We start from the raw sequence: 25,851 nt of genomic DNA on the forward strand, positions 1-25,851 counted from the left end.
ATTATCTGGCTGAGATAATTCCTCCATGCCGTCTCTAAGCGGTCAAGCGTTATGCAGGCTTGTCGTTGATGGTGTGGATTCTCAAGCGTGAGGTAAGAGCATTTGGTGGATGCCTTGGCATGTACAGGCGAAGAAGGACGTGGCACGCTGCGATAAGCGTCGGGGAGCTGTGAGCAAGCTTCGATCCGGCGATTTCCGAATGGGGAAACCCACCTTCACCATTTCTTCTCTGGTTCCTTCGGGGATCGGTGGAGAGGTGGATAAGGTATCACCGAGCTGAATATATAGGCTTGGTGAAGCGAACCCGGGGAACTGAAACATCTCAGTACCCGGAGGAAAAGACATCAACCGAGATTCCGTTAGTAGTGGCGAGCGAACGCGGACCAGGCCAGTGCCTTCATTTCAACTAGCAAAACACTTTGGAAAGAGTGGCCATAGCGGGTGACAGCCCCGTATGCGAAAGTGATGATGAAGGACTTGAGTAGGGCGGGACACGTGAAATCCTGTCTGAACATGGGGGGACCACCCTCCAAGCCTAAATACTCGTACATGACCGATAGCGAACACAGTACCGTGAGGGAAAGGTGAAAAGCACCCCGATTAGGGGAGTGAAATAGTACCTGAAACCGAATGCTTACAATCAGTTGGAGCCCCATAGGGGGTGACAGCGTACCTCTTGCATAATGGGTCAGTGACTTAATCTAGCAAGCAAGCTTAAGCCGTTAGGTGTAGGCGCAGCGAAAGCGAGTCTGAATAGGGCGAATGAGTTTGTTGGATTAGACCCGAACCCCGGCGATCTAGGCATGACCAGGCTGAAGGTGCGGTAACACGCACTGGAGGGCCGAACCGTTTAATGTTGAAAAATTATCGGATGAGTTGTGTTTAGGGGTGAAAGGCCAATCAAGCCGGGAAATAGCTGGTTCTCCGCGAAATCTATTGAGGTAGAGCGTCAGATGTATGCCGATGGGGGTAGAGCACTGGATGGGCTAGGGCCGCGCGAGCGGTACCAAACCTAACCAAACTCCGAATACCATCGAGTCTTGTCTGGCAGACAGACGGCGGGTGCTAAGGTCCGTCGTCAAAAGGGAAACAGCCCTAACCTACAGCTAAGGTCCCCAAGTAATACCTAAGTGCGAAAGCATGTGGGAATCCCAAAACAACCAGGAGGTTGGCTTAGAAGCAGCCATCCTTTAAAGAAAGCGTAACAGCTCACTGGTCTAAATAAGGGTTCCTGCGGCGAAGATGTAACGGGACTAAAGGTATTCACCGAAGCTTAGGGTTGCAGTTTACTGCAGCGGTAGCGGAGCGTTCCGTAAGCGAGCGAAGGAGAAGGGTAACCGACTCTGGACGTATCGGAAGTGCGAATGCTGACATGAGTAGCGATAAAGAGGGTGAGATGCCCTCTCGCCGAAAGACCAAGGGTTCCTGCGCAACGCTAATCGGCGCAGGGTAAGCCGGCCCCTAAGACGAGCCCGAAGGGGGTAGTCGATGGGAACCACGTTAATATTCGTGGGCCTGGAGATGTGTGACGGATTGCGGAAGTTGTTCATCCTTATCGGATTGGATGGGCGGCCAAGTAGTCCCGGGAAATAGCCTCTCCGTATAGACCGTACCCGAAACCGACACAGGTGGTCAGGTAGAGTATACCAAGGCGCTTGAGTGAAGTATCCTGAAGGAACTCGGCAAATTGCCTCCGTACCTTCGGAAGAAGGAGGCCCTGGATCGACGCAAGTCTTTTCAGGGGGCACAGGCCAGGGGGTAGCGACTGTTTATCAAAAACACAGGACTCTGCTAAGTCGGCTTCAAGACGACGTATAGGGTCTGACGCCTGCCCGGTGCTGGAAGGTTAAGAGGAGGAGTGCAAGCTCCGAATTGAAGCCCCAGTAAACGGCGGCCGTAACTATAACGGTCCTAAGGTAGCGAAATTCCTTGTCGGGTAAGTTCCGACCTGCACGAATGGCGTAACGACTTCCCCACTGTCTCCAGGATATGCTCAGCGAAATTGAAGTTCCCGTGAAGATGCGGGATACCCGCGGTTAGACGGAAAGACCCCGTGCACCTTTACTGCAGTTTCAGAGTGGCATTAGGAAAGAGCTGTGTAGCATAGGTGGGAGGCTTTGAAGCGTGGGCGCCAGTCCGCGTGGAGCCATAGGTGAAATACCACCCTGCTGTTTTCTGATGTCTAACCTCGTACCGTTATCCGGTACAGGGACCCTCTGTGACGGGTAGTTTGACTGGGGCGGTCGCCTCCTAAAGAGTAACGGAGGCGCGCGATGGTAGGCTCAGGCCGGTTGGAAACCGGCTGCGAGAGTGCAATGGCATAAGCCTGCCTGACTGCGAGACTGACGAGTCGAGCAGAGACGAAAGTCGGTCATAGTGATCCGGTGGTTCCTCGTGGAAGGGCCATCGCTCAACGGATAAAAGGTACGCCGGGGATAACAGGCTGATACTGCCCAAGAGCTCATATCGACGGCAGTGTTTGGCACCTCGATGTCGGCTCATCACATCCTGGGGCTGGAGCAGGTCCCAAGGGTTTGGCTGTTCGCCAATTAAAGTGGTACGTGAGCTGGGTTCAGAACGTCGCGAGACAGTTTGGTCCCTATCTGCCGTGGGCGTCGATTGTTGAGAGGAGTTGCCCCTAGTACGAGAGGACCGGGGTGAACATACCTCTGGTGTACCTGTCATCGCGCCAGCGGTGCAGCAGGGTAGCTATGTATGGACGGGATAACCGCTGAAAGCATCTAAGCGGGAAGCCTCCCTCAAGATAAGCAATCATCGAACCGTGATAGACCATCACGTTGATAGGCTGGGTGTGGAAGCGCAGTAATGCGTGGAGCTAACCAGTCCTAATAGTTCTGTTCGCGCTTGGTGGATCCCACCATCAATGTCAGGCCTGAGGCCTAGCATTGTGGAGGATTTGTCCAGCCGGATAATGACGCCTTCAAACGCAACACACCATGATTGGTGCATCGATTTAAAACCTTGCCCGCACACCGGCTTCATTGCTTGGTGGTCATAGCGCCTGTGACCCACCCGATCCCATCTCGAACTCGGACGTGAAACCAGGTAGCGCCGATGGTACTAGTGCTTAAGCACTGGAAGAGTAGGTCGCCGCCAGGCATTGCAGCCGGTGGGCAGCGCAAGGTAACCCATTCACAAGTCAGAGGGCTGTTCCGCGAGGACGGCCCTTTTGGCGTCTCTAAGACGCCAGAGAACGGTGCCGCGGGATGGAGCAGTCCGGTAGCTCGTCAGGCTCATAACCTGAAGGTCGTTGGTTCAAATCCAACTCCCGCAACCACCGTGCCCCGATCGCATATCCTATTCCGCTCGCAGCTCACGCTGACGGGCGTTTTTGCGTCTGGGTATACGGTGAGCGTTCATTTGAAGGGTGGCGTGAACAGTCTTGCCGAGCAGATCACCAGCAATCCGGCGCAGACATCTGGCCCGTCGCGTTCGACAACGACAGGCGCGCCGTCCGCTCGGGAACCATCATCGGGATGATGCCGGCGACCGCCACCGTTCGGCCGCAGTCGCCGGTTAGATCAGCGCCGCCGGCTCAACTGATAGTCGTACAGCGACGGCACGTTCACTTGCCGAGCGTTGAGATCCTCGGTGTAGGGTGCGGGCGTGTAATCCAGCAGCAGCTCCCGATTGCCAGCCATGCCGATCACTCTTGCGTCCGGTCCGCCGCTGGCTTCCAGAATGCGAAAAGGTTGGTCCGGCGCCACGCCGCCAAGTGCGATGACCTCGAGATTCCAGATCGTGTTGTATCGTCCATGGCCCGGCTTCCAGTATCCGGCGCCACCCGCGCGGAACAGATCGTAGGAGGGCACGCCTGTGTCGGTCTCGCTATCCGGGCGAACGTGGACGCTGACCTGATCGTACAGGTTCTGGTGGTTGGCTCCGGCATGCTGGTCCAGCGTCGGATCGGTCCATCCCGTCGAGCGCTGGTACACCGACTTTGTCGACTGCGTGTTGAAGCTGAAAGTGTGAACCGTCGGGTTGAACACCTCGTTGCCGGTCACCAGCACGTTGTGCACGTTGCCGATATGCACGGAATAATGGGCGGTGTGGTCGCCTTCGGTCCGCACATTCGCGATCGTCACATTGGCAAGATCGTCCGTCAGCACGCCGCTATCGGCATTCTCGATCCGCAGATTGCTGATCCAGCCATTGTGCACGCCGGTGAAATAGATCGCATTGAAGCCGCTTTCATTGTGATGGCCGAAATAGGGGTTTTCGGGGAAAATGAAGGCGATGTCCTGGATGCCGACTTCGCTCAGATGGTCCCAGCGTGCGAAATAGGCGGGCAGGGCGTCCGAAATGTCGTGCAGCAAGGGGTCGGCGATGGTCACGCTGTTCCCGCTGATACTGTCGATCCGGGTGGCCTGTCGTACAAGCGGTCGATCGGGAAATTCCCAATGCCTGCTGCCGACGGGAAATGCGGAGCGATCCTCACCGTAGATCTCGGCGATGAGCGGGCCGTTCTCACCCGCGCGGTTGTGCCAGTGGATCTGCAGGACATCGCCAACGGACAGGGCGCTGGCGTCCGCAACGGTCAGCTGGCGCTCGCCGACAGTGCCCGATGCGATTTCGGTGACGGTTTCGATCGGGCGATCCATTTCTTCGAGATAAGTCGCGTGGCGACCGCCGGGGTAGCGGGCCCAAACGAAACCGCCACTCCAGCTATATTCGGAAAAGAGTACGTCCAAATTGTTCTCGGGCTGGCGTTCGCGCTTGTCGTACCGCTCGAGATAGACACGCACTTCATCGAGCGCGCCGCCATCGTCGACTTGGTTGAGTGGGCGCGGCATGTGCAGCTCCGTTCCGCCTTCGCCGCTGCCCATGCCGGCAAGCACGATGCCGTCGCTTTCGATCCACAAAATCTCGGTCAAGTGGTATCGTCCGGCTGCGAGCTGCACGCGGACCGGACCGCCGATCTCGGCTGCGGCGGCTACGGCTGCCTTGAGTCCGGCGCTATCGTCCACGCCGTCATCCGGCATTGCGCCATAATCGGCGACGTCGATCACGCGCGAGACATTGGGGATAGGCTCGAGCCCGTATCCGTACCCCGCATAGGAGAAATCGGGCAGGTATGGCGCGTCCGCGTCATCCGAAAGAATGTCCGGCAAGTCCGTCGCGATATCCTGCGCGCCAGCCGACGCCGTAATTGCAAAAGCGCTCGTCGCGCACAGAATTCCTTTTGCGAACAAATAGCTGATTTTCATGACCGCTCCTCTCCACGGTGATTTTGTCTGGGGTATTGACGCGCAATGGCACCGGTGTCAAACATAAGGGTAACCGGTGTCAAAAACCGGTTCGCGCTGCCAGTTGCTGCGCGAAACGCAAATGGGAGGGAGGAACCATGCGTCATTCCGCGAAGAGTATCGCCGTGCCCGCTGGGCGCAACCGCGCAGTCTTGAAGGGCTCGCTTCTGGCTTCGGCCGTGTTGCTGACGCCTGCCGGTGTCGCGCAGGCCCAGGTGGTATCGCCGGACGAGGACGAAGAGGTCGTCGAAGACGCCATTGCCGATCCCAATACGATCGTCGTCACCGGGGACATTGCCCGGACTATCGAAAACTCCCTCGATGCCAAGCGCGATCTCGATGTCATCGGCGATGCCATCGTCGGCGAGGATGTGGGCGACCTGCCCGATCTTTCGGTTGCGGAGACGCTGGAGCGTATCGTCGGCGTGACGTCCGACCGGTTCAAGGGCGGCGCATCCGAATTGTCCGTGCGCGGCCTCGGCGCGTTCCTGGGGTCCTCGGTGCTCAATGGCCGAGAGGTGACCTCTGGCAGTGACGGGCGCGACGTCAATTACGGACAATTCCCGTCCGAGCTGATCAACGGCGCCATCGTCTACAAATCGCAGCAGGCCAATTTCATCGAAGGCGGGGTATCGGGCATCATCGAATTGCAAACGCTGCGCCCGCTCGATTACGGCAAGAGCCGCTTCCAGTTGCAGGGCCTGCTCGGCTATAGCGATTACGAGGATCGCGTCGTCGACGGCGATCCCTTCAGCCAGCGCCTGACGGCCTCGCTCGTCGAGCAGTTCGAAAGCGAAATGGGCGATTTCGGCATCGCCATCGGCGGGCAGATCCGCCGCGACACTTCGCCTGAAGATATCTTCACCAGCAGTTCGACCTACAGCGTCTGCAATCAGGATTTTTCGCAGGATGGTGGATCGAACTGCGATTTCGATCCCGACAATTCCGGACCGCAATATTTTGTGTCGAACCAGTACATCTATCGCGCGCTCGAGACGAATTCGGATCGCGATGCCGTGCTCGGCGCCGTGCAGTGGCAGCCGGCCAACAATCTCGACATCAATATCGACGCGCAATACTCCTATCGCGACGAGCGGGAGGACCGGCAGAACCTTATCATCGCTGACGGGCGTCGTCGCATCACGCCGCTCGCCGTCAGTGAGACCGGTGCTTTGCTGGCGTGGGAAGGGGAAACTCGGCTCGAGATCAATCCGTTCCGGCAGGACCAGACGGAGGAATATATCGGCCTCGGTGCAAACGTCGAATGGGAAATCGACCGGCTGACGCTTGCCGTCGATGCCGGATATTCGCAGACCGAGCGCCGTCGTGACGAGCTCGACATCCGCATCCGCACCGACGACCGGGTCGATTTCCGTCTCGACTTCCGCGATGTCGAAGTGCCCGTGCTTACATTCCTGGATGTCAGCGATGTCGAGGACGACATCGACGGCGCCTTCGACCTGAACAATTACGATCAGTATACGAATGGACTTCGCGTCCGTCGTCGCCAGGAAAATGTCGATGACGACATTCTGGCCTTCCGTTTCGACGGGCAGTACGATTTCGACGGCGCGCTCGCCGCGATCCGTGCGGGTGTGCGCTACGCCGACAGGCAGCGCGTACGCGATGACGGCATCGATCGCAGTTCCAGCGATCGCACCGATCCGATCATCCTTGAAAACGGCATATTCGACGATGCTGCAGTCGGCTCGCGCATCCCGTTTCCGGTCGAAAATTTCTACGAGGGCGCCGACACGTCCATGACCGGGCTAACCTTCGCGAGCTTCGATCCGTACGATCTGTTCTTCGCGCTTACGGAAGATCGCGACGCGGGCCTGCCGATCGGCTCCACCCTTTCGACCGACGACACGGATGTGTCCGAGGAGACGTGGGCAGGGTATGTGCAGGCCGATCTCGACCTGACCCTGTTCGGCCTTCCGGCGCGCGGCGATGTCGGCATTCGTGCCGTGCATACCGAAATCACGTCGCTCGGCATCAGCAGTGCGCTCGCGACGACGCCAGGCGACGATCCGGGCACGATCGACATCGAAGCCGTTGGCGACCCGATCATCAACACGGAGACAAATTCCTTCTGGAATTTCCTGCCGAGCGCGAACCTGACGCTCGAGCTGAACCCCGATATGCTGCTCCGCCTTGCGGCCTATCGCGCCATCGCCCGGCCCGATCCCGAAGCGATGACGGCGGCGCTGGATATCGACAACGAATCCGATGCGGCAACCATTGGCCAGGCGATTTCGGCGGCGGGCAACCCCTTCCTCGAACCGCTGGAAAGCTGGAACGGCGACGTTTCGTTCGAGTGGTATGCCGCAGAGACGACATCTCTCTCGGTCGCCGCATACTATAAGAGCCTGCAGACCGGGTTCGATACCGATGTCAGCACAATCAACGTGGTGGTGAACGGTGTGGACACCCCGGTCGAGATTGCGCGAACGGTGAATTCGGACGATACGAGCCGCATCTACGGTTTCGAGGTCACCGCACAGCACCAGTTCGACTTCGGTCTGGGGTTCCAGGCGAGCTACAACTTCGCGGATTCGAATTTCGAATTTCCCGATCCGACGATCGGCCGCAGTGGTGAGACGCTGGCGGACTTCATAGAGCCGGCGAACATCCCTGGCTATTCGAAGCATTCCGCCAACGCCACGCTGTTCTACGAGACCGGGCCGCTAAGCACCCGCATCGCCTACAAATGGCGTTCCGATTATTTCAAACCCTTCCGCAGCACGTCGAACCGCTTCGCTGGCGATCAGGGCTTCCTCGACTTCTCCGCAAGCTACGATCTGATCGATAATGTCGAACTGCGTTTTCAGGTGCTGAACATCCTCGATGAGCCCAACCTTCTGTACCGCCCCACGCGTGACAGCCTTGCGCAATCGGATTTTTCCGGCACACGGTACTTCATCGGCCTGCGCGGCAGGTTCTGATCTTGGCCACACGCGAAAGGGATACGCGGATGCATGAGGAGCTGCCCGCCGGACTTCACGAAGTCTCGGCGCAACTGACCCGGGCGAGGGCGCAGGCACGCGCGCTCCCCGGGCCTCCTTCCATGCTGCCCGAAACGTTGGAGCATGCCTACCGCGTGCAGGCGAATTCCATTCGCGCATGGGATGATACGGTCGCGGGCTGGAAAGTGGGCGGCGTGCCGCCTGCTTATCTCGATAGGTTCGATGACAAGCGCCTGGCGGGTCCGATCTTCGCCCGCAGCGTCCAGCGCGTGCCTACCGACGGTGCAGCCGCCGACATGCCGGTATTCGAGGGAGGGTTCGCTGCGATTGAGCCGGAATTCATTTTCCAGCTGGGCGCGACGCGGGACGAGGACCGGCTCTTCATCGGAGCGGAAATCGCCAGCAGCCCCATCCCGGACATCAACGATTACGGGCCGGTCGCAGTCATCTGCGATTTCGGCAACAATCACGGCCTGCTGATCGGGGCGGAAGTCGAGAACTGGCGAGATCTGTCCGGTCCCGTCACGGTGCGGTGTATGATCGACGGTAAGACGATCGGTGAGAAGCGGCTGGAGCAACCGACGGCCGATGCGGAGGCGGCGCTCGCTTTCCTTCTCGAAGCGGCCGGACGCCGCAACCTGGACGTCATTCCCGGCACATTCGTCTCGTCCGGCGCGATTACCGGCGTTCACGAAGCCGAGATCGGCGCGCATTCGCATATCGACTTCGGCGATCTCGGCAGTTTCGACCTGCGCCTGACGAAAGCGCTTCCGCGCCCATGAGCGCTGGCCCGCTTATCTCCCGCCGCGCCGCGCTCGCCGGGCTTGCGGCAAGCGGGCTGCTGGCCGGATGCAGCAGTCGCCTGGGCGATGGGCTGCTCACCAGCGTCGACACGCATGTGAACGGCTACCCAACGGTGGAAGCCGTGCGCCGCTTCGGCGAATTGTTGAGCGAGCGGACCGGCGGGCGGCTGGCCCTGCGCATCTACGCCGGTGGACAGCTTGGCAATGAACGCGACACGCTGGAGATCACCACATTCGGCGGTCTCGACTTCAATCGCGTCAACCTTGCGCCGCTCAATTCGATCGAGCCGCTGACCATCGTTGCCGCGCTGCCTTTCATCTTCGAGACGACCGAGCACATGCGCGCCGTGGTGGATGGCGAAATCGGCGAGGAAATCCTCGCTTCGCTCGAACGGCATGGCCTGATCGGCCTGTGTTTCTACGATTCCGGGGCACGCAGCTTTTACAACACGCGCGGGCCGATCACGCGGCCAGAGGATATGCGCGGCCTCAAGCTGCGCGTACCCGGCTCCGACCTGTATATCGACATGGTCCGTTCACTCGGTGCCGACGCCGTTCCGATGCCGCTGGACGAGGTCTATCAGAGCCTTGCACAAGGCGTGATCGACGGCGCCGAGAACAATTGGCCGAGCTTCGAGAGCGGCCGCCATTTCGAAGTCGCGCGCTATTACAGCCTCACGCGCCACCTGCTCGCGCCAGAGGTCTTCGTCATGTCGAAGGCCAGCTGGGACGATCTGTCCGCAGCCGATCGCGAGATCGTGCGCCAGTCGGCCAAGGATTCGGTGCCCTATATGCGCAGCCTGTGGGACGCGCAGGTCGAGAAGAGCCGGGAGATCGTCCTCGCCTCCGGCGTCGAGGTGAATGAAGTCGATCCCGCGCCCTTTGCCGAGGCGATGACCGGCATGTGGGATGCCTCGCTCACATTGCCGCGCCAGCGTGAGCTGGTCGAGCGGATCATGGCGATGAGGGGGACGGCATGAAACAGCCGATGAGCGAACGTGCGGCAGACTGGCTCGTGAAGATCGCCGCAGGCGGCCTCGTCGCCATGACGGCGGTGATCGGTTGGCAGGTCTTCGGGCGCTTCGTGCTCGATTCCAGCCCGTCCTGGTCCGAACAGACGGCGCTGGTGCTGATGATCTGGTACGTTTTCCTCGCTGCCGCTGCAGGTGTGTGGGAGAGATTTCATATTCGTATCGAGCTGCTCGAGCGGCGTTTCTCGCGACATGGCACGCGCCGTCTCAGGATCGGCATTCATGTGCTGATCGCAGTCTTCGGGCTCATCTTCGCGATCTACGGTGCGATGCTGGCCTGGGAAGTGCGCATCCACGTCATCCCATCGCTCGGGATCAGCCGCCTCTTCGCCTACCTGCCGATTCCGTTCGCCGGATTGCTGATGACACTATTTTCCATCGCGCGCATTCGCGTTCGTCTTGCCGAGGAGCACAGCTGATGGAGATCTTCGTTCTCTTCGGCGTGCTGTTCCTGCTGCTCGCCATCGGCGTCCCGGTGGCCTTCGCACTGCTCGGCGCGGCGCTCGCGACTTTTGCGGTGGCGGACATTCCGCTCATCGTCGCGGTGCAGCGCATGGCGGCGGGCATCAGCGTGTTCACGCTGATGGCGATCCCGTTCTTCATCTTTGCGGGCGACCTGATGTACCGATCGGGTATTGCCGAGCGGCTGGTGCGCGTCGCCGACGCCGCCTTCGGGCGCGTCCGGGGCGGGCTCGGTCTCGTCGATGTGGGGGCGAGCATGATGTTCGGTGCTGTATCGGGCTCCGCCATCGCCAGCGCCTCCGCCATCGGCTCGACCATGGTGCCGCTGATGGACGAGAAGGGGTACGACCGGGACTACGCGGTGAACGTCACCGTCACCGCGGCCATCGTCGGCCTGCTCATTCCGCCATCGCACAACATGATCATCTACGCCGCCGCATCGGGCATCGGCGTGTCCATCGGTGACCTTTTCCTGGCCGGCATCGTACCCGGACTGCTCACCGGCGGGATGCTGATGGTGACGACATGGGCGGTAGCGCGCCGCCGCGGCCTGCCACGCGGACATTTCCCGGGCTGGCGCGCGTTCATCCGAGCCTTGGTCTACGCCATTCCCGGCCTTTTCACCGGCGTGCTGATCATGGGCGGCATCCTGTCCGGCATCTTCACACCGACGGAAAGCAGCGCCATCGCGGTGATCTACACCGCGCTTGTCGGCACCTTCGTCTATCGCAATCTGGGCTGGAGCGGCTTTTGGGAAGCGGCGCAGAAATCGGTACGCACGGCCGCCATGGTGCTGTTCATCATCGCCGCGGCCACCGCCTTCGGCTTCGCGCTGGCATTGCTGGAAGTGCCCGCTGCGCTGGCGGGTCTGATCGCGGCGATCACGCAGAACCCGATCCTGACGTTGCTGATCATCAATCTGATGCTGCTGGCGCTCGGCACATTCATGGACATGGCACCGCTGATCGTCATCACCACACCGATCTTCCTTCCGGTGGCGATGGCGACGGGGATCGACCCTGTGCATTTCGGGATCATCCTGATGCTCAATCTGGGCATCGGACTGGTGACCCCGCCCGTTGGCTCGGTGCTCTTCGTGGGATCGGCGGTCGGCGGCGTGCCGATCGAGAAGATGGTCGCGACGATCTGGCCGTTCTATCTCACCCTGATCGCGGCGTTGGTGCTGGTTTCCTTCGTACCGAGCCTGTCGCTCTGGCTGCCATCGCTGTGGTAGATCGTGCGCAACACCACGCTTGCGCCGATCTCTGACACCGGTTACCTCCGATCTATATCTGAACGCTATGAACAGTGAGAAATCCCATGAAAATCGCCCTGATCAATGAAAACAGCCAGGCTGCCAAGAACGGCATCATCCACGATGCCCTGACAAGCGTGGTCGAGCCGCTCGGCCATGAAGTCCACAATTACGGCATGTACACGGCAGAGGACGAGGCGCAGGTGACTTACCCGATGGTCGGCCTGCTGACGGGCATCCTGCTCAATTCCGGCGCGGCGGATTTCGTGGTGACGGGCTGCGGCACGGGCACCGGGTCGATGTTGGCGGCGAACGCCATGCCCGGCGTGTTCTGCGGCCTGATCATCGACCCGACCGACGCCTTCCTGTTCGCGCAGATCAATGACGGCAACGCCATCGCCATGCCCTATGCCAAGGGCTTCGGCTGGGCGGCGGAGCTCAACCTGCAGGATTGCTATCGCAAGCTGTTCGAGGGCGAAAGCGGAGTGGGCTATCCCAAGGAACGCGCGGCGATCATGAAAAAGAACCGCGGCGTGCTCGCCGACTTGAAGGCAAAGACCTGTCACGACATGCTGACGGTCCTCAAGAATGTCGATCAGGACCTGCTGAAGTCAGCCATTGCAGGCGAGAAGTTCAACGACACTTTCTACGCGAATTGCCAGGACCAGGCGATCGCCGACTATCTGCGCGGCCTGTGATCGCGACGGCGGGGTAGCAGCATGAGCAGCAACGCATTCGATCTTTCGGGCAAGGTGGCTCTCGTCACCGGTGCCAATACCGGAATCGGCCAGGGCATTGCGGTGGCGCTTGCCCGGGCCGGAGCGGATATCGCCGTGGTGGCGCGCAGCGATGCATCGGAAACGCAGAAGCTGGTGGAGGCGGAAGGCGTGCGCGCGCATCTGATCTCCGCCGACCTGTCCTCCATCGAGCCGTGCGACCGGATCGTGTCCGAAACTCTCGATGCGCTCGGCCGGATCGACATCCTCGTCAACAATGCTGGCATCATCCGGCGTGAGGACGCGCTCGATTTCTCCGAAGAGGACTGGGACGCGGTGATGAATGTAAACCTGAAGGTTCTGTTCTTCCTTAGCCAGAAGGTGGCGCGCCACATGACCGACTGGGCCAGTCAGGACGGCACGCGCGGCAAGATCGTCAACATCGCCAGCATGCTCACCTTCCAGGGCGGCATTCGCGTGCCGAGCTACACCGCCAGCAAGAGCGGTGTGGGCGGCCTGACCAAGCTGATGGCGAATGAATGGGCACCCAAGGGCATCAATGTGAATGCCATCGCGCCCGGCTACATCGCCACCAACAACACCGCCGCGTTGCAGGCTGACGAAACGCGCAATCGCCAGATCATGGAGCGCATCCCGGAGGGACGCTGGGGCGATCCCGCCGATATCGGTGGCGCGGCGGTTTTCCTCGCCAGCGATGCGGCAAATTACGTGCAGGGCCATATCCTCCCCGTCGATGGCGGCTGGTTGGCGCGCTGATGTTTCGCGCCCTGTCGGCAGCAGGCTTGCTGGCGCTGGCCCTCGCAGCTCCGGCACAGGCGCAGGACGCATCGGTCACCGTCCCCGCATTCTCGCCTGCCGAGGGCGCTCCGCAATGCCGCGGGGTCAATGGCTATGCTGCCGATTTCGGCGGCGCGCGCACATTCCTCTGGCGGCCGCGCTGGATCGAGGCTGTGACGAGCGGCGACATGCGCCCCGAGGTTATCGAAGACGCCGAAGCCGCACTGGCGAATGGTCCATATTCGGTCACCGACAAACCGCGCACCGTTCCGGGCGCAACGCGCAACGATTACGCGTCGATCGGTCCGTATTGGTGGCCGGATACCTCGCAGAGCGATGGGATGCCCTACACCCGCCGCGACGGGGAGGTGAACCCGGAGCGCGACGGACCTGAGTTCGACAAGAACCGCCTGCGCAATCTCGCGGCCGACATGCAAGCGCTCGCGCTCGGCTATCACGCCACCGGCGATGATCGGTTTGCGCAGCATGCCGCCATGCTGGCGCGCACCTGGTTTCTCGATCCCGCGACGCGGATGAACCCGCATTTCGATTTTGCGCAAGGCATACCGGGCCGCGTGAACGGGCGGGGCGAGGGCATCATCGAGGCGTCGGACCTTTCGACCATCGCCGAAGCGCTTGGGCTGATGGCGCCATCGGGTGCGTTGAGCGCCGAGGAGCGCGCCGGCATTCGCAGCTGGTATGGCGAGTTCGCCGTCTGGATGGCCACCAGCGAGAATGGCGAAGACGAAATGCGCAAGCGCAATAATCACGGCGTGTTCTTCGATTTCTACCTCGCGCATTTCGCTCTGTTTGCAGGCGCGCCGGATGCCGCCGCCAATGTCGTGCGCGCCTTTCCCGGATATCGGATCGGCGTGCAGATGGACCGGCAGGGCCGCTTTATCGAGGAGCTGTCACGCACGCGCAGCTGGCACTATGCGCATTTCGTGGTCGATGGCGCGGCACGGCTGGCAACGATTGCCGAGTGTCTCGACCTCGATCTGTGGAATGCGCGGCTTGCCGATGGACGCAGCCTGACGACCGCACGCGATTTCCTGCAGCGCTACGCCGCCGCGCCTGAAAGCTGGCCGTTCGAGGACACCGATCTGGCGCGCGGACGGGTCGATCGCATGCGTGACCGCTCCGCGCGTGTACTGCTCTATTTCGCGCCTGATGGTGTACCCGGCGAACTGCGCCAGTTGCCCTGAACCGGCTCAGGCCGCTTCGGTCTCGCGCGTATTGCTCGCTCCGGCATCGCCGCTATCGGCGCGCTCCACCAGCGTGTCGCCGAGCACGAGCAGGTCCATTTTGGTCCGCAGGAAGCAATTCAGCGCTTCGACCGGCAGATTCACCACCGGCTCGTTCTCGTTGAACGAGGTGTTGAGCACGATCGGTACGCCTGTTTTCGCCTCGAATGCCTCCATCAAGCGGTGATAGCGCGGATTGGCGTCGGCGCTAACGGTCTGCAACCGACCCGAGCCATCGACATGCGTGACGGCGGGGATTTCCTCGCGCTTTTCCTCGCGGATCTGGAAAACCTGCATCATGAAGGGGACATCGTCGACTTCCTCGAACCATTCGCCGGTCGCGCGCTTCAGGATCGACGGAGCGAAAGGACGGAAGCTTTCGCGCCGCTTGATCTTGCGGTTGAGGATGTCCTTCATGTCGGCCCAACGCGGATCGCCGAGGATCGAGCGATTGCCGAGCGCGCGCGGACCCCATTCGGCGCGGCCCTGGAACCAGCCGATAACCTTGCCGTCGGCAATGGCGGCGGCGACCTTCTCGGTCAGCTTCGCTTCGTTCGGCTCGATGGAAACCGAGCATTCGGCAGCGTCCCGCTCTTCCTTGCGATCGGCAAGCAGGGCGGCGATCTCGTCGGCCTCGCTGCTCGGCCCCCAGAAGGCATCGTCCATCACGAAATCGCACTTGCCGCCCGCATTGCGCCAGGCGACGAAAGCGGCACCGATCGCGCCGCCGGCATCGCCTGCAGCCGACTTGACATGCACGCGCTCGAAAACGCTCTTCCTCGACCGCGGCCTTCAGCTCGCCATCGACCACGACACACGCCGAGGAATCGCCGTGGAAGGCGTTGAGACCCAGAATAATCAGGAGATTTCTGTCGATTGCTGCGTTTGCGAGGAGCGCCAGCGAAAGCGGCGCGCATCGCCCAGCGATACGCGGCCACGCGATTGCGGGGACATCACCAAAGCCCGTAATACAGGGGCCATGTTTCTCGCTATATAGCTGCGACAGACGGATTCGGATTACGGGGTCGAACAGATGATTACGGACAGACGCAGGTTTCTTGCCGCTACGGGCGTGGCATTCGGTGGATTGTTGATCGGCGGACAGGCGCGCGCCACCACCGGGCCGATGGCGCAGGGGTCCCCGGTGGGGCCGCTTAGACCCGATCCCGAGGGCGTGCTCGACCTGCCGCAGGGCTTTTCCTACCGTGTGATCTCGCGCCTCGGCGATGCGATGAGCGATGGTGGCACCGTGCCGGACCGGGCGGATGGCATGGGCTGTTTCGACCTTGGCGCCGGCAAGCTGGCGCTGGTTCGCAACCACGAATTGCAGCCGCAGCATGATGGCGGCGAGATCCCCGATGGCCCGGCATTCGACCGCATCGACCACGGCGTCAGCCTGCCCGGCGGAACGACCACGCTGGTGCTCGATGCCGCGACGCTGGAGGTCGAGCGCGAATATCGCAGCCTTGCAGGCACGATCCGCAATTGCGCCGGTGGCATCACGCCGTGGAACAGCTGGCTGACTTGCGAGGAAAACACCACGACCATGGACCAGGCCGGTGGTCGGCTGAGCCAGGACCATGGCTGGATCTTCGAAATCCCCGCCGCCGCGCCGGGACTTGTCGAGCCTCGCCCGCTCACCGCGATGGGCCGCTTCAACCACGAAGCCGCCTGTGTCGATCCGCGCTCGGGCATTGTCTATCTGACCGAGGATCGCGAGGACTCGGTCCTCTACCGCTTCATCCCGAACGCGCCCGGCGAGCTGCATCGCGGCGGAAAGCTGCAGGCGATGGCGCTGTTCATGGATGGCATCACCGACACGCGGAACTGGAATGGCGCGAACATGGCGGTCGGCCAGACGGCGCGCGCCAGTTGGATCGACATGGACATTGTCGAGGCACCCGATGACGATCTGCGCCACCGCGCCGCCGCGCGGGGCGCGGCGCTGATCGCGCGCGGCGAAGGCATCTGGATGGGCGATGGCGAGATGTATCTCACCGCCACCAGCGGCGGCGCGGCCAATGAAGGACAGATCTTCCGCCTCCGGCCAGGCCGCGGCGATGCCGACGCCTTCTCGCTGTTCTACGAAAGCCCGGCGGAGGCCGAATACAGCTTCGGCGACAACATTGTGGTCGGCCCGAACGGCCACCTTGTCGTGTGCGAGGACAGCTACAAGGACCATGTCGAGAACCATCTGCGCGGGATCACACCGACGGGCGAGGCCTATGCGCTGGCGCTGCTCAACATGCAGACCGAGCTGGCGGGCGCTTGCTTCTCGCCCGATGGCCGCACGATGTTCGTCAACGCCTACAGCCCGACGATGACGTTGGCGATCACCGGGCCCTGGCCGACGTGATCGCAAAGCCGTCGGTTCTCTTCGTCTGCCTCGGCAATATCTGCCGCTCGCCCATGGCGGAAGGCGCGATGCGGGTGGCGGCGGAGCGCGCCGGGCTAACAATCGAGATCGACAGCGCGGGAACGGGCGGCTGGCATGTAGGCAATCCGCCGGATCCGCGCGCCATCGCCACGGCGCGTGCGGAAGGCGTCGATATATCGGACCTTCGCGCGCGGCAGGTCTCCGCCGACGACTTCACGCGCTTCACGCGTATCTTCGCGCTCGATGCGCAGAACCTGGCCGATCTGCACCGGATCGCCCCTGGGGACGCGACGGCCGAGCTTGGGCTTCTGCTGGACATCGTGCCAGGACGCGAAGGTGAAGCGGTGGCCGACCCTTATTATGGCGCGGATGACGGGTTCGAGGTCACCTGGCGAGATGTGCGCGCAGCGGCGGATGCGCTGATTGCTCGACTGACGGTTTGACGCTCGAGGCGCGCGTTTCCATGGTCCTTGGCCGCAGGGTGCTTTCCAGCGCACACCTGCCGGGCGGCGATCTCGGCGGAGCGACGCGGCTTGGGCTCGACGGCGATGCGGTGGTTGCGAAGACCGGCCCGCTGGTAGAGCGCGAAGGGCGGATGCTGCGCGCAATGGCGGCGACCGGCGCGCCCTCGCCGAATGTCCGCCACGCCGAGAGCGATCTGCTCATCATGGATTATGTCGAGGGGGATGGCAGGGCGGGGTGGACCTCGCTCGCCCACGACCTGACGCTGCTGCACGCGCCGCGGGACGAGCTTTACGGCTGGCACGAGAATTACGCCTTCGGCGCAGTCTCGATCGACAATACACGAAGCGAGGAATGGCCCGCCTTCTGGGCCGATCGCCGCCTGCTTCCGTTCTGCCCGGACCTTCCGCCAGAACTGGCCAGGCGTCTGGAGACGTTGGCGTCGCGACTGCCGGACCTGCTGCCCGCCAATCCGCCTGCCGCCCTGCTGCACGGCGATTTATGGAGCGGCAATATCCTCTTCCACCACGGACGGCTTGCGGCCCTGATCGACCCGGCCTGCTATTTCGGTGATCGCGAAGTCGATTTCGCCATGCTTGCGTGGGTGAACGACCCGCCGGATGCGCTCTTCGTGCAAGGCGCGCTTACGCAGGGCTGGGAAAAGCGACTGCCGATCTACGCGCTATGGCCGATGCTGGTGCACCTGGCGCTGTTCGGTAACAGCTATCGCCCAGTCATCGAGAAAACGCTGACGGCCTTGAAAGTCTAGGCGAGCTGCGGGAATGGCGTCCATTCGCCACCTTGGGGCTCGGCTGCGAAGATTTCGTCGAGCATCGTCTCGGTCACGCCTTCAGGCTCGATCGGCACCCATTTTGGGGCGTTATCCTTATCGATAAGCACGGCGCGCACGCCTTCGATGAAATCGTGGCGCAGCATCATGCGGCTGGCGATGCGGTATTCCATGACCATGTTGTCGGCAAAGGTCTCGCAATCGGCATTCGCGGCGAATTGCCGCAAGGCCACCTTGGAGGTCGCGGGGCATTTCGCGCGCACGGCCTTCAATTCCTTTGCCGCCCATTCGCTGTCGTCGCCTTCCAGAGTGGCGATAATGCCTTCGAGCTTATCGGAGCCGAAGAGCAAGTCGATCTTTTCCGCATTGCCCGCCAGCCGGGCTTCGGGCGGTTCGGCGGACAGCGCATCGAGGACGGCGCCAGGCTCCTCACCCGCGACCATCCGGGCCTTGGCCTCGGCCAGCGTGTCGCTCGCCAGATAATGCGTGGCGAGGCCCGCCCAGAGGCATTCCGCCCCGTCCAGCCGCGCAGCCGTCAGCGCGAGAAACTTGCCGACCGCGCCCGGCAGACGCGGCAGATACCAGCCCGCGCCGACATCTGGGAACAGGCCGATATTGCCTTCCGGCATGGCGAACATCGTGTTCTCGGTCGCCACCCGGTACCGGCAGGGCTGTGAGATACCGACACCGCCGCCCATCGTGATGCCGTCCATGAAAGCGACGATTGGCTTGGGGTAGGTGAACATCAGATGGTTGGTGCGATATTCGGCGTGGAAGAAGGCCCGCCCCGCTGCGCCGCCATCTTCCAGCGCGGAGTTGCGCACCAGCTGCACGTCTCCGCCCGCGCAGAAGCCGCGTCCCTCAGCATGGTCGAGAATGACGGCGGAGACGGCATCGTCCTCGCGCCAGCCGAGCAGTGCCTCGCCGATGCCTTCGCACATGCCTTGCGTCAGCGCATGCAGCGCCTTGGGACGATTGAGCGAGATATGGCCGACAGGGCCATGTGTGTGGATATTGAGTTCGCTAGTCATTGGCGCAGCAGATCCCGGCCTACGATCATTCGCATGACCTGGTTCGTCCCTTCCAGGATCGAATGCACGCGCAGATCGCGCCAGAACCGCTCGATCGGATAGTCCTTAAGATAGCCGTAGCCACCGAAGATCTGCAGCGCATTGTTCACGACATTGCTGCCGCTATCGGTCGCGAGCCGCTTGGCCATGGCGGAAAAGCGCGTCTTGTCGGGCGCGTTGTCGGTCACCTTGGCGGCGGCGAGATAGAGCAGCGCGCGGGCCGCTTCGAGGTCGGTCGCCATGTCGGCCAGCATGAATTGCGTGTTCTGAAAATCGGCGATGGGATTGCCGAATTGCTGGCGATCCTTGGAATAGGTCACCGCTTCGTCGAGACAGCGCTGCGCCCCGCCGAGCGAGCACGCGCCGATGTTCAGCCGCCCTCCATCGAGCCCGGCCATGGCGAAGCGGAAACCTTCGCCCTCCGCGCCCACGCGGTTCGCCACCGGCACCTTGGCATCCTCGAAAACGACCTGCGCGGTGGGGGAGGCATTCCAGCCAAGCTTCTTTTCCGGTGCACCGAAGCTGACGCCGGGCGTATCCTTGTCGACGACGAGGCAGGTGATGCCGCGCGTCTTGTGATCGTCCGTGCGGACCATCGTAACATATACATCGTTCACGCCGCCGCCGGAGATGAACTGCTTCGTGCCGTTCACGACGTAATGATCGCCATCGAGTTTGGCGGTGGTCTTGAGCGCCGCCGCGTCGGAGCCGCTGCCAGGTTCCGTAAGGCAGTAGCTGGCGAGCTTTTCCATCGAGATGAGATCGCCCAGATACTTTGCCTTCACCTCGTCCCCGCCGAAGCGGTCGATCATCCAGGCGGCCATGTTGTGAATCGAGATGAAAGCGCTGGTTGTCGGGCAGCCATAGGCCATCGCTTCCATGATCAGCGCCGCTTCCAGCCTGCCGAGCCCAATGCCGCCCGATTGCTCGCTCACATAGATCGCGCCGAAGCCGAGCTCCGCCGTGCTTTTGATCACATCCTTGGGGAAATGGTGTTTCTCGTCCCACTCGCCCGCATGCGGGGTGATGTTGTCCGCGGTGAAACGCTGCGCCATTTCCTGAATGGCGAGCTGATCGTCATTGAGCTGAAATTGTCCGGTCATCGGCTAGTGTCTCCTGCGCCGGTTCCATGTCAGGAAGCCGTTGCAGGTGCAACCATCGCGCATCAGCCGCAGGTCACGCGCGTGATGGTCATGTCGTCGTCATAGCTGACGGTCAGGCGATCGGGACGGAAATCCATCGTCACCGCAGTGCGCGGCGGCACCCAGCGCAGGATTCTTGCGCCGGAGTCCGCGAGCATTGTTTGCCCCATCTCGGCGGTGGCGCTGTGGCCGACGTGATACTGCACGCCATCGGCATCGCATTGATCGGCCTCGGGCCGCGTGCGCGGATTGCCGTCATCGTCGAACGGGGGCGGTGTGCTGGTGGTGCAGGCGGCGAGGATCGCGGCGGTGAGCGGTGTGAGAACATGCTTCATGAGGGGCAGCCTAGCGCGCGTGCGAGCGCCACGCTAGGAGGCGCGCCGAAGGGAAAGTGTTATGGCAGGCTTGTGGTATGAGGAATTCACCGTCGGACAGGTGTTCGATCATCCGCTGCGCCGCACGGTGACCGAAACCGACAATGTCATGATGACGAACATGACGCACAATCCCGCCGCGCTGCATCTGGATGCCGAATACATGAAGGGCACCGAATATGGCCGAGTGCTGGTCAACTCATGCTTCACGCTCAGCCTGATGGTGGGGATAAGCGTCAACGACACCACACAGGGGACGGCAGCGGCCAATCTCGGCTGGGACGAAGTGCGCTTTCCCGCGCCGGTCTTCATCGGCGACACTCTACGGATCGAAACCGAAGTGCTGGACATGCGCGAAAGCAAGAGCCGACCGATGCAAGGTATCGTCACCTTTGCGCACCGGGCGTTCAATCAGGACGGCACGCTGGTCGCGTCATGCAAGCGGACCAGCCTGCAGAACAAGCGGCCCGACTGAGCCGGGTCAGTTCCGTTCGCCGCTGTTCAGGATTTTTCCGACACCATTGGAAAGCGTACCGTCGTCGACCGGCTTGGTAAGAACGGGCACGCGCTCCAGATCGTGCGGGATATCCATTTTCGAACCATATCCGGTCACGAAGATGAACGGCACGCCGCGCTCTTTGAGGGCGATAGCGACATCGAAGGCGACTTCGCCGCGCAGGTTCATGTCGAGCACCGCGAAATCGAAATCCATGGTCTTCACCAGGCTCATGCCCGAATCGATGGTTGCCGCCGTCTCGATATGCTCCGCGCCGAGGCGATACAGGCTGTCGACCATGTCCATTGCCAGCACGACATTGTCCTCTATCAGCAGCGCCGTCTTGCCGGATGCAACTCGCTTGATTTCGGCAACCTTCGTGGCGAGCTTGGGCTCTGCGTCCTTGTCGAGATCGACCAGATTGCGCGCGGGCAGGCTGAAATCGAATTTCAGGCCGGACGGGTCGTAGTCGAGCCTGGCCTCTCCATCGAATTCGTAAGGGATCGCCTTTTCGATCAGGCTGCGGCCGAAGCCGTGCCGCGTAGGTTCCTTGACCTCCGGACCACCCAGCTCGCGCCAGCTGAATGTCAGGCCGTCCTCGTCCACGCTCCAGCGTGCCTGCACTATCCCGTCGGTCACGGAAAGCGCGCCGTATTTGGCGGCATTGCTGATGATTTCGTGGAAGACCAGCGCGATCATCGGGGCGACATCCGCGCGCAGGCCGACGACCGGTCCGGCAAGGATCGCCTGCGAATTCTCGGCATGCAGATAAGGGCCGAGCTCTGTGTCGAGAATGCCGCGCAGCGACACGCCGCGCATGCTTTCCGAAACGGCCAGATCATGCGCCGCCGCCAGAGCCGAAATGCGCTGTTCGAGAGCCGTGGCATAGCTTTCCAACGATGCGGCCGAATCCTTCGCCTGACGCGATAGCGAGCGGATCAGCGCGAGGATGTTCTTCACGCGGTGATTGAGCTCCGCGATCATCAGATCCTGCTGGCGCTGATGGCTCACCAGATCCTTGTGCCGCGAAAGTTGCTCGCGCTCGCTTTTCGCCGTGATCTGCGTGAGCATGATCTGGATCTCGCGGGCCGAGGCCATGTCGAAAGCGGACCAGTCCTTCGACCGGTTCTTCTGTTCGACCATATACGCCTCGAACGATCCGCGCGGGGTGATGCGCGGGCCGAATTCGCCCTCGCCATATTCCTTCTTAGGCTCACCCGCCCATTTGACGGTCTTTTCGATCTCGTCGCGGAAGAACATGAGCTGCAGCGGGTAGGCAGCCGTGGCGCGCACGATCAGGCAGCCTGCCACGCCATCGAGATCGGGCACGAAACCCGACGTGCCATGATGCCACTTCGCATCGACGAGGGAATCGGTGTTTTCCAGCAGATTTTCGTCCCACTCGGCATAGCCGCCGATGGCGCGGATCGCCTCGTGCGAAGGAACGGAGCCGTCCGTCTGCACCTTGTCGTCGCGCAGCACGGCAAGCCCGTCACAATCGACCAGCTCGCGCAGGATCTCGGCGATGGAGGGGAAGGCGTGCAGCAGGTCGTTCACCGCATCGGAATGGGCGAGGATGTTCTGGCGGGCATGCGCGGCATCGCTGCGCGCCCTGGCCTGCTCGTTTTCCTGCCGTTCCTTGATCAGCAGAGACACCATCTGGCCGAACAATTCCGCCGCGATACGCGCGTCCGAGGTTATGACCCGCGCTTCCATGTGATGGCAGGAGAACATGCCCCACAGCTTGCCGTCGACCACGATGCCGATGGTGAGCGTCGCGCCGACGCCCATATTCTGTAGGTATTCGACATGGATGGGGGAAATGCCGCGCAGATGCGCAAGCGACATGTCAAGCGGCTCCGTATCTTCCTGATGAGTCAGGACCGGCACCGGCTCCTGATCGATGTCGCTGATCATGCGCACCGGGTTCTTCACCTGCAATGCGCGCGCCTGGGCAGGCACATCCCACGCCGGATAACGCAGGCCGAAGAAACTGGGCGCTTTCGGATCACGCGATTCCGCAACCACTTCCCCGCTACCGTCGGCAGCATAGCGATAGGCCTTGACGCGGTCGAAACCGGTCAGTTCGCGCAGGCCGACAACGGCAACGCGGAGGAACTTCTCGATATCGGGTTGAGTCGCCGCCTGGGCGAGGAACAGGCGCGATTGCTCCACCGGTGCGCGGTCGCCCGACTGTTCTCGCTCCTGACAGTCCTCGATCTCGATGATCGCCTGATTCGATCCGTTGCGATGGGCGAATAGCTCGAAATCCCGACCATTTATCTCGTACGCGCCGACGCGCTCGCGCTGCGTCGTCGCGGTAGGGTAGGAGAGGATGTTGCGGACATCGTGCAGCACCTTGCCCGGCAGGATGTCGGTGAACTTCTGGCCAAGGGCGTTCTTTGCCGCGATATCGAGATGATCGCCGAGATTGGCCGCAGCATGCGTCACCGTATCCAGCGTGGGGCTGCCCGCCAGCAACGTCCCGAACGGCTGGATTGCGCCCGGGATATGGATCGGCTCCCGATCGCAATTGTTTACGGACAGCTCATCTGGCGAGACGTTGATATTCACGGCGTATGTTCTCTTTTCTGCTAGCCGGTTTTTCCGTTCTGTCCTTTGCAGAAAAACTGACATAGAGCAAATACATGAAAATTAAGAAACAATCGGATTTGGAGCGCGCCGCATAGATACCCGTAAAGCCTTGAAAGATACGACCGATGCGATGCATCGGCGGCTCGATGCGAAATACGAAGCTTTCGCGCTGCATCGGCCCGAGGGCTATCGCGATTTCCTGCGTGCACATGCCCTGGCGGAGGTGGTGTATGGCGAACGCGTGGCGCGCTTTTGCGAGGCCGAACTCGATCACCCTATGCCGCAATTTGGTGCGATGCTGGCGCACGAGCTTGCGGAATTCGGTACATACCCGGTTGGTGACAGGCAGCCCGCGCTTGCGTTGCCGGAGGGGCGTTTTGCCGATGCGGGACTTACCTATACCGTGCTTGGATCGCGGCTGGGTGTGGCGACGCTGAACGCGCAGTTGGCACCGCAATTGCACAAAGCGCGAGGCGATCTTTCGCTGGCTTTCCTGAAGGATAGGGACGGGCTCGGCGCTTGGCGGGCGTTGACAGTCTGGCTGCGCGATACGCCGATGAGTGAACCGCAATTTGCCAAAGCCGTTGCCGGAGCAGAGGCGGGCTTTGTCCTGTTCTCCGACGCGGCGGATGCAATCGCTGTCGCTCCCGCGCCGCGCCATTGACCGCGCAATCGCTTCGCGGCAAAGGCAGCGGCCATGCGCGGGTGTAGCTCAATGGTAGAGCAGCAGCTTCCCAAGCTGACGACGAGGGTTCGATTCCCTTCACCCGCTCCATTCGCTTCGTTCATTTCGCGGGTTTCGGTTCCGCTGGCGGGGTTCGCCGCCCTCTCCGCGTTTGGCGCTTCGAGTCCACCCGCTCCATTCGCTGCGAACCAGTGACCGGGCTCTTTCTGTCCTTCCTCGCCATTGCCGCCGTTCTTTTGGCCGGGCGAGAGGCCGTGCGCGTGGCGCGATTTGCGGCGGCGGGCGCATCGACTGTGGCGCTGGTGGCCATCGCGACGCTGGTGGCCATTGCTGCAAGCGCGGCGGCTGCATGGCTGGCCGGAGGATTGTCGGCGTGGCTGGCGCCGGAGCATCGCACCTGGCTGGTCGCCGCGGCGCTGGCGCTCGCCGGGCTGGAGGTTCTCCTCCTGCGCGCGCCGGAGACGCCGCGCGAGCCGACACGGTCGCTCGGCGCATTGGCGCTGGTGCTGTTCGCGGGCGTGCTCGCCGATGCGAGCGGGCTCTTGCTGATTTCACTCGCCATTCTGACCGAAATGCCTGTCCCCGTCGCCGTTGGCGGCGGACTGGCAGCGGGCGGAGTGCTCGGCATGGCGGCGCTCGCGGGTGCCGACTGGGAAAAGCTTCCGCGTGCAGTTTTGCGCTGGACGATCGGGCCGTTATTGCTCCTCGCCGCTCCTGTGATCGCCTTTCTGCCTGGTTTCGTGGCGATCTGATCGACCGGGTCGATCACTCGATCCGGCTCTTTCCCGGAAACCGCAGCCGCTGTGCGCCGTTGATCGGATGAACGTCTCCAAATCACAGGATAGCACAATGGCCACTTCCGGCGACAATTCGAAAACAGCGCTGATCGACGGGCTGAATGGCCTGTTGGCCGATCATCTCGCGCTGTATTTCAAGACCAAGAACTTTCACTGGCATGTGACCGGGGAGCGTTTCCGCGACCTGCACCTGCTGTTCGACGAGCAGGCGGTCGAGATCCGTGATCAGATCGATGCGATCGGCGAGCGCGTGCGCAAGAACGACGCGATGACGCTGACGAGCCTGGGATCGGCGATGAAGCACACGCAGATCGAGGATCAGGACGACACGACGCTGCCCGCCAACAAGATGGTCGAGGAGTTGCGCGACGATAATCGCAAGCTGGTCAATCGGTTGAAGGAGCTGAAAAAGCATGCCGAAGAAGCGGGCGACAATGCGACTGACGGCCTGCTCGACGACTGGACCGATATGGCGGAAGAGCGCGTCTGGTTCCTCAATTCGACGCTGAAGTGAGTCGCGC

Annotated in this window: 21 protein-coding genes, 2 tRNA genes and 2 rRNA genes; 19 read left to right on the forward strand and 6 right to left on the reverse strand. The window is 61.8% G+C overall.

Annotation, left to right across the window (positions count from 1 at the left end; genetic code table 11):
- Positions 1–82 precede the first annotated feature (82 nt).
- From D6201_RS11570 to D6201_RS11580, 3 genes are all read left to right on the forward strand, one after another.
- Positions 83–2,870, forward strand: a 23S ribosomal RNA gene (locus D6201_RS11570).
- A 135-nt stretch (positions 2,871–3,005) separates the two neighbouring features.
- Positions 3,006–3,120: ribosomal RNA gene (gene rrf / locus D6201_RS11575) — 5S ribosomal RNA — on the forward strand.
- Between the two features lie 101 nt (positions 3,121–3,221).
- Positions 3,222–3,298 (forward strand) — tRNA-Met (locus D6201_RS11580).
- 244 nt (positions 3,299–3,542) lie between these two features.
- Here D6201_RS11580 and D6201_RS11585 read toward each other — a convergent pair.
- Positions 3,543–5,228, reverse strand: coding sequence for a right-handed parallel beta-helix repeat-containing protein (locus D6201_RS11585; protein ID WP_120048912.1), 1,686 nt, complete (start codon positions 5,226–5,228; stop codon positions 3,543–3,545).
- A gap of 137 nt (positions 5,229–5,365) precedes the next feature.
- Between D6201_RS11585 and D6201_RS11590 the strand changes: the two genes are divergently transcribed.
- The 8 genes from D6201_RS11590 to D6201_RS11625 all read left to right on the forward strand — a co-directional run bounded on the left by D6201_RS11590 (position 5,366) and on the right by D6201_RS11625 (position 14,503).
- Positions 5,366–8,212, forward strand: coding sequence for a TonB-dependent receptor (locus tag D6201_RS11590; RefSeq protein WP_120048913.1), 2,847 nt, complete (start codon positions 5,366–5,368; stop codon positions 8,210–8,212).
- Between the two features lie 2 nt (positions 8,213–8,214).
- Positions 8,215–9,015 carry a hypothetical protein gene (locus D6201_RS11595; RefSeq protein WP_133304009.1) on the forward strand — a complete coding sequence of 267 codons (801 nt, stop codon included), beginning with the start codon at positions 8,215–8,217 and terminating at the stop codon, positions 9,013–9,015.
- Complete coding sequence (locus D6201_RS11600; protein ID WP_120048915.1) at positions 9,012–10,016, forward strand: TRAP transporter substrate-binding protein; 1,005 nt, start codon at positions 9,012–9,014, stop codon at positions 10,014–10,016. The genes D6201_RS11595 and D6201_RS11600 overlap by 4 nt, the downstream gene beginning before the upstream one ends.
- On the forward strand, positions 10,013–10,486 hold the full coding sequence (locus tag D6201_RS11605; protein WP_120048916.1) for a TRAP transporter small permease: 474 nt from the start codon (positions 10,013–10,015) through the stop codon (positions 10,484–10,486). Before D6201_RS11600 ends, D6201_RS11605 begins: the two co-directional genes overlap by 4 nt.
- A complete protein-coding gene (locus D6201_RS11610) occupies positions 10,486–11,763 on the forward strand; it encodes a TRAP transporter large permease (RefSeq protein ID WP_120048917.1) in 1,278 nt (425 codons plus the stop codon). The genes D6201_RS11605 and D6201_RS11610 overlap by 1 nt, the downstream gene beginning before the upstream one ends.
- An 86-nt stretch (positions 11,764–11,849) precedes the next feature.
- Positions 11,850–12,482, forward strand: a complete 633-nt coding sequence (locus D6201_RS11615) for an RpiB/LacA/LacB family sugar-phosphate isomerase (RefSeq protein WP_120048918.1) — start codon at positions 11,850–11,852, stop codon at positions 12,480–12,482.
- 21 nt (positions 12,483–12,503) lie between these two features.
- Positions 12,504–13,277 carry a 2-dehydro-3-deoxy-D-gluconate 5-dehydrogenase KduD gene (kduD, locus tag D6201_RS11620; RefSeq protein WP_120048919.1) on the forward strand — a complete coding sequence of 258 codons (774 nt, stop codon included), beginning with the start codon at positions 12,504–12,506 and terminating at the stop codon, positions 13,275–13,277.
- Positions 13,277–14,503 (forward strand): alginate lyase family protein, encoded by a 1,227-nt coding sequence (locus D6201_RS11625; RefSeq protein WP_120048920.1) that lies wholly within the window; start codon positions 13,277–13,279, stop codon positions 14,501–14,503. The genes kduD and D6201_RS11625 overlap by 1 nt, the downstream gene beginning before the upstream one ends.
- A gap of 6 nt (positions 14,504–14,509) precedes the next feature.
- On the opposite strand, the gene D6201_RS11630 is transcribed toward D6201_RS11625, so the two are convergent.
- A complete protein-coding gene (locus D6201_RS11630; protein WP_120048921.1) occupies positions 14,510–15,301 on the reverse strand; it encodes a carbamoyltransferase C-terminal domain-containing protein in 792 nt (263 codons plus the stop codon).
- Positions 15,302–15,575: 274 nt separating this feature from the next.
- Here D6201_RS11630 and D6201_RS11635 point away from each other — a divergent pair, with 274 nt between their 5' ends.
- From D6201_RS11635 to D6201_RS11645, 3 genes are read left to right on the forward strand one after another with little or no spacing between them, the layout of a single operon-like run.
- Entirely contained in the window at positions 15,576–16,898 is a 1,323-nt protein-coding gene (locus D6201_RS11635) for an alkaline phosphatase PhoX (protein ID WP_120048922.1), read from the forward strand.
- Positions 16,898–17,362 carry a low molecular weight protein-tyrosine-phosphatase gene (locus D6201_RS11640; protein WP_120049387.1) on the forward strand — a complete coding sequence of 155 codons (465 nt, stop codon included), beginning with the start codon at positions 16,898–16,900 and terminating at the stop codon, positions 17,360–17,362. The genes D6201_RS11635 and D6201_RS11640 overlap by 1 nt, the downstream gene beginning before the upstream one ends.
- Before the next feature lie 20 nt (positions 17,363–17,382).
- A complete protein-coding gene (locus tag D6201_RS11645) occupies positions 17,383–18,150 on the forward strand; it encodes a fructosamine kinase family protein (protein WP_120049388.1) in 768 nt (255 codons plus the stop codon).
- Here the strand turns inward: D6201_RS11645 and D6201_RS11650 are convergent.
- From D6201_RS11650 to D6201_RS11660, 3 genes are all read right to left on the reverse strand, one after another.
- Positions 18,147–19,202 carry an enoyl-CoA hydratase/isomerase family protein gene (locus tag D6201_RS11650; RefSeq protein ID WP_120048923.1) on the reverse strand — a complete coding sequence of 352 codons (1,056 nt, stop codon included), beginning with the start codon at positions 19,200–19,202 and terminating at the stop codon, positions 18,147–18,149. The two genes, D6201_RS11645 and D6201_RS11650, sit on opposite strands and share 4 nt — an antisense overlap.
- Positions 19,199–20,344 (reverse strand): acyl-CoA dehydrogenase family protein, encoded by a 1,146-nt coding sequence (locus D6201_RS11655; protein WP_120048924.1) that lies wholly within the window; start codon positions 20,342–20,344, stop codon positions 19,199–19,201. The genes D6201_RS11650 and D6201_RS11655 overlap by 4 nt, the downstream gene beginning before the upstream one ends.
- A 62-nt stretch (positions 20,345–20,406) precedes the next feature.
- Positions 20,407–20,718: an I78 family peptidase inhibitor gene (locus D6201_RS11660; RefSeq protein ID WP_120048925.1), complete on the reverse strand. Its 312-nt coding sequence runs from the start codon at positions 20,716–20,718 to the stop codon at positions 20,407–20,409.
- 61 nt (positions 20,719–20,779) lie between these two features.
- On the opposite strand from D6201_RS11660, the gene D6201_RS11665 reads away from it, so the two are divergent.
- On the forward strand, positions 20,780–21,232 hold the full coding sequence (locus D6201_RS11665) for a MaoC family dehydratase (RefSeq protein WP_120048926.1): 453 nt from the start codon (positions 20,780–20,782) through the stop codon (positions 21,230–21,232).
- 6 nt (positions 21,233–21,238) lie between these two features.
- Here the strand turns inward: D6201_RS11665 and D6201_RS11670 are convergent, their stop codons facing one another.
- On the reverse strand, positions 21,239–23,827 hold the full coding sequence (locus D6201_RS11670; RefSeq protein ID WP_165853552.1) for an HWE histidine kinase domain-containing protein: 2,589 nt from the start codon (positions 23,825–23,827) through the stop codon (positions 21,239–21,241).
- A gap of 130 nt (positions 23,828–23,957) precedes the next feature.
- Between D6201_RS11670 and D6201_RS11675 the strand changes: the two genes are divergently transcribed.
- The 4 genes from D6201_RS11675 to D6201_RS11690 all read left to right on the forward strand — a co-directional run bounded on the left by D6201_RS11675 (position 23,958) and on the right by D6201_RS11690 (position 25,844).
- Positions 23,958–24,512, forward strand: a complete 555-nt coding sequence (locus tag D6201_RS11675; protein ID WP_120048928.1) for a heme oxygenase-like domain-containing protein — start codon at positions 23,958–23,960, stop codon at positions 24,510–24,512.
- Positions 24,513–24,549: 37 nt separating this feature from the next.
- Positions 24,550–24,623: transfer RNA gene (locus tag D6201_RS11680), tRNA-Gly, on the forward strand.
- 101 nt (positions 24,624–24,724) lie between these two features.
- Positions 24,725–25,285 carry a hypothetical protein gene (locus D6201_RS11685; protein WP_120048929.1) on the forward strand — a complete coding sequence of 187 codons (561 nt, stop codon included), beginning with the start codon at positions 24,725–24,727 and terminating at the stop codon, positions 25,283–25,285.
- Between the two features lie 97 nt (positions 25,286–25,382).
- On the forward strand, positions 25,383–25,844 hold the full coding sequence (locus tag D6201_RS11690; RefSeq protein WP_120049389.1) for a Dps family protein: 462 nt from the start codon (positions 25,383–25,385) through the stop codon (positions 25,842–25,844).
- Positions 25,845–25,851 lie beyond the last annotated feature (7 nt).

The sequence above is a fragment of the Aurantiacibacter aquimixticola genome (assembly GCF_003605475.1).
Taxonomy (GTDB): domain Bacteria; phylum Pseudomonadota; class Alphaproteobacteria; order Sphingomonadales; family Sphingomonadaceae; genus Alteraurantiacibacter; species Alteraurantiacibacter aquimixticola_B.

Bases quoted from the DNA above. Each gene is read 5' to 3' on its own strand.
- D6201_RS11615 (WP_120048918.1), top strand. From the start codon at position 11,850: ATGAAAATCGCCCTGATCAATGAAAACAGCCAGGCTGCCAAGAACGGC.
- D6201_RS11590 (WP_120048913.1), top strand. From the start codon at position 5,366: ATGCGTCATTCCGCGAAGAGTATCGCCGTGCCCGCTGGGCGCAACCGC.
- D6201_RS11655 (WP_120048924.1), bottom strand. From the start codon at position 20,344: ATGACCGGACAATTTCAGCTCAATGACGATCAGCTCGCCATTCAGGAA.
- D6201_RS11625 (WP_120048920.1), top strand. From the start codon at position 13,277: ATGTTTCGCGCCCTGTCGGCAGCAGGCTTGCTGGCGCTGGCCCTCGCA.
- D6201_RS11605 (WP_120048916.1), top strand. From the start codon at position 10,013: ATGAAACAGCCGATGAGCGAACGTGCGGCAGACTGGCTCGTGAAGATC.
- D6201_RS11600 (WP_120048915.1), top strand. From the start codon at position 9,012: ATGAGCGCTGGCCCGCTTATCTCCCGCCGCGCCGCGCTCGCCGGGCTT.
- D6201_RS11690 (WP_120049389.1), top strand. From the start codon at position 25,383: ATGGCCACTTCCGGCGACAATTCGAAAACAGCGCTGATCGACGGGCTG.
- D6201_RS11645 (WP_120049388.1), top strand. From the start codon at position 17,383: ATGGTCCTTGGCCGCAGGGTGCTTTCCAGCGCACACCTGCCGGGCGGC.
- D6201_RS11610 (WP_120048917.1), top strand. From the start codon at position 10,486: ATGGAGATCTTCGTTCTCTTCGGCGTGCTGTTCCTGCTGCTCGCCATC.
- D6201_RS11650 (WP_120048923.1), bottom strand. From the start codon at position 19,202: ATGACTAGCGAACTCAATATCCACACACATGGCCCTGTCGGCCATATC.
- D6201_RS11585 (WP_120048912.1), bottom strand. From the start codon at position 5,228: ATGAAAATCAGCTATTTGTTCGCAAAAGGAATTCTGTGCGCGACGAGC.
- D6201_RS11665 (WP_120048926.1), top strand. From the start codon at position 20,780: ATGGCAGGCTTGTGGTATGAGGAATTCACCGTCGGACAGGTGTTCGAT.
- D6201_RS11660 (WP_120048925.1), bottom strand. From the start codon at position 20,718: ATGAAGCATGTTCTCACACCGCTCACCGCCGCGATCCTCGCCGCCTGC.
- D6201_RS11635 (WP_120048922.1), top strand. From the start codon at position 15,576: ATGATTACGGACAGACGCAGGTTTCTTGCCGCTACGGGCGTGGCATTC.
- kduD (WP_120048919.1), top strand. From the start codon at position 12,504: ATGAGCAGCAACGCATTCGATCTTTCGGGCAAGGTGGCTCTCGTCACC.